Consider the following 1,296-nt stretch of genomic DNA (forward strand, 5'->3'; position numbering starts at 1 on the left):
CTACGCAAAGAGGACATACTTAACCAAATTAGGGAGTTAGTAAAACCAGATGACTTGTCCGATCTCTTAGACGCTGGTAATTAAATACCTAAAATGCGTATAATGATAGTCAAATAAAAGTAAAAGCCCCGGCTACCAACCGAGGCACAAATCAAAAAAAACAGGTTCTTATTATGCCACACCCAGCCGATTTCAGCATCCCCACCCATCCTCAACCACAGGTAGTCAGCCTATTCGCCGGAGTAGGAGGCTTGGACTTAGGAATGGAAGCGGCTGGGTTGAAAATAGCCCTAGCAGTAGAAAAAGACCCCTACACCGCAGCCCAATACCGGCAGAACTTCCCCAACACACCAGTACTGTGTGCCGATATCGCCCAACTTAGCAGTCAAGAAATCCTCAATTCTGCTTTCGAGATGCAAAGCGATCGCATTATTGCCAATAGAAACAGCTGTGTAGACCTAGTAGTAGGTGGCCCATCATGCCAAGGATTCTCGCGCATAGGCAAACGAGACCCATCTGACTCACGCAATCAAGGAGTATTCCACTTTGTCCGCCTCGTAGGAGAACTGCATCCCCGCACCTTTGTAATGGAAAACGTCACAAGCATGCGAGACGAACGCTTTGCCGAACTGATAAACAACTGCTGGCAGCAACTACTTTCCTACGGATACAAAGTACAAGAGTGGCGACTCAATGCCAGTAATTACGGCGTCCCCCAGTCCAGAGAACGCTTATTCTGGGTAGGTTGCCTAGATACCGAAATAGCAGCACCAGCCCCACAGCAACACCGAGTCACAGTTTATGACGCCCTCACTGACTTACTGCCCCTAGAAGGGCTGAACCGCCTAGATAAAGACATTTTAGAAGCAGAAGGGCAACCAGGGAAATACAGCCAATACCTCAATACCATCTTCATCCCACCAACCAACTGGAATCCACACCGACTAACAGGCTGCACCCTCACCGACCATTCACCAGAAGTAATCGAAAGATTTATCACCGCACCAAACGGAGAAATCGAGCCAATCAGCCGCCTGTACCGCTTAGACTACCAAAAACAATGCACCACCCTAAGAGCCGGAACACCAAGTCAACAGGGAGGACACACAGCACCCCGCCCCATTCACCCAGAACACCCCAGAGTAATCACCGTCCGAGAAGCAGCCAGACTATCCTCATTCCCCGACTGGTTCCAATTCCATCCCACCAAATGGCGAGGACACCGACAAATCGGTAACGCCGTTCCCCCCCTGCTTGCGCGTGCGGTAGGAATGCAGCTAATTGACGCCCTCACCT

Annotated in this window: 1 protein-coding gene; it reads left to right on the forward strand. The window is 50.1% G+C overall.

The genetic code is table 11. From position 1 onward, the window contains the following. Positions 1–173 precede the first annotated feature (173 nt). On the forward strand, positions 174–1,296 hold a 1,123-nt coding region (locus tag LAY57_RS35625; protein ID WP_249072224.1), incomplete at its 3' end, for a DNA cytosine methyltransferase.

The organism is Argonema antarcticum A004/B2 (assembly GCF_023333585.1).
Taxonomy (GTDB): domain Bacteria; phylum Cyanobacteriota; class Cyanobacteriia; order Cyanobacteriales; family Aerosakkonemataceae; genus Argonema; species Argonema antarcticum.